We start from the raw sequence: 1,739 nt of genomic DNA, 5'->3' as shown, positions 1-1,739 counted from the left end.
GTTTCCAACCGATATTTAATTTTGCTAGTAAGTTTGCTAGTAGCGCTAAGTCCGCTGGTCGTATACGCGCATTTACGGTCGCTATATCCGGTGTTGACATTCCAGGATTTCGAGATCTAGCATTTCGCCCAGCAGCCTTAACTGGTGCCTAGTGACTGGAGGCGGATGTGAGCCACGAACATCGCAACGGCCGTATCGGTGACCGCTGCCGTTGGGCGGTTGATGCTCCGGGTGGCGATCAGATGTTGCCTGTATCTGCGATTATCAAGCAGTATCCGGCCCGTCAGACTTGCGATGCCGCGGCCGGCTCAGCCGATTTCGACTCGCCGTGCTGGCGCAGCCGACTGAAGCTGCGATTCCAAATAGAACCCTGCATAACAGCAACCACTCAGTAATGCCGATTGCTGTTGATCTTTTGAAGGAGTGAACAAGTGTCGTTTTGGACCGTCGAGATACATCGCCAGTCGATTCCTACAAGTAATTTGCGGGCTTCCCATACTTGATTGCTATCTGGAATTCGACTGCGGCAGTCCAGACGACTGGGGCCATTCGTGCGGCGGCCGATGAGGTGCCGGTTGACGGGGGCGCAATTTGCTGCGCACACCGTCATGTATCAGATGGCGAACGCCATGGCAGCGCAGGTCCATGACCTGTCGGACAAGCCGGGGACGACTCCCCGGAGTTACGGGACGCAAGCGTCTGCCTTGGCGATTGCGAGCTGGCCCGGTCACGCATACCGCGGCCGGGCTCGGCTCGTACGTCCCAATGAATGTCGCCGTGAGGGCGTCTATCAGGAGGAAAGCACATGTCATTTGTGACTACACACCCGGAAATGATTGCGGCGGCAGCACTTGATTTGCAGGGTGTCGGTTCTGCGATGGCGGCGGGCAATGCGGCTGCGGCGGGCCCGACCACCGGGGTGGTGCCCGCGGCTGCCGACGAGGTATCGGCGCTGAACGCGGTGCAGTTTGCCACGCAGGCCGCGATGTATCAGGCGGTCAGCGCCCAGGCAGCGGCGATTCACCAGATGTTTGTCACCACCTTGGGAGCCAGCGCCAGCTCGTATGCAGTCACCGAGGCTGCCAACGCGATCGCAACCAGCTGAAGGAAGCGGTTTGGCGATGGATTGGATGATGATTCCCCCGGAGATCAACTCCGCGCGGATCTATGCCGGGCCGGGTCCGGGGTCGATGCTGGCCGCCGCGGCCGACTGGAATGGGTTAGCCGCCGAGTTGGAGTCGGCGGCCAGCTCGTATCGGTCGGTGGTCTTGGGGCTTACCGGCGGGCCGTGGCTGGGCCCGTCGTCGGTGGCGATGGCGGCCGCGGCTTCCACCTACGTCGGCTGGATGCACGCCACTGCGGCGCAGGCCGCGCAGACAGCCGGCCAGGCTCAGGCCGCCGCGTCCGCCTTTGAGGGGGCGTTTATGGCCACAGTGCCCCCACCGGTGATCGCCGCAAACCGTGCCCTGTTGATGGCGCTGGTGGCGACGAACTTCTTCGGGCAAACACCCTGGCGATCATGGCCACCGAGGCCCACTACATGGAGAAGTGGGCCCAAGACGCCGTGGCGATGTACACCTATGCCGCGACGTCGGCGGCAATCACCGCGAAGGTTGCGCCGTGGCTGCCGGCGCCGCAGAACACGAACTTGGCTGGGCTGGCCGCCCAGCACGCCGCGGCGGGCGGGGCCGCCCTCGGTGCCGCCGGCACCCGTGCGCAGACCATCGCTATGGGAAGCC

General features: G+C 63.0%; 1 protein-coding gene and 1 pseudogene. Both read left to right on the top strand.

The window, feature by feature from the left end; translation table 11 throughout:
• Positions 1-805 precede the first annotated feature (805 nt).
• The gene (locus ACFE99_RS10340) at positions 806-1,105 is read left to right on the top strand and encodes a PE family protein (protein WP_375484891.1); all 300 of its coding nucleotides are present in this window, start codon (positions 806-808) and stop codon (positions 1,103-1,105) included.
• 16 nt (positions 1,106-1,121) lie between these two features.
• Positions 1,122-1,739 (top strand): annotated as a pseudogene (locus tag ACFE99_RS10335) (PPE family protein); the annotation flags it as partial.

This window comes from uncultured Mycobacterium sp., assembly GCF_964249325.1.
GTDB lineage: Bacteria > Actinomycetota > Actinomycetes > Mycobacteriales > Mycobacteriaceae > Mycobacterium.
This window is presented reverse-complemented; position numbering and strand designations above follow the sequence as displayed.

Excerpts from the sequence above, each read along its gene's own strand:
- ACFE99_RS10340 (WP_375484891.1), top strand. The coding sequence starts at position 806 with ATGTCATTTGTGACTACACACCCGGAAATGATTGCGGCGGCAGCACTT.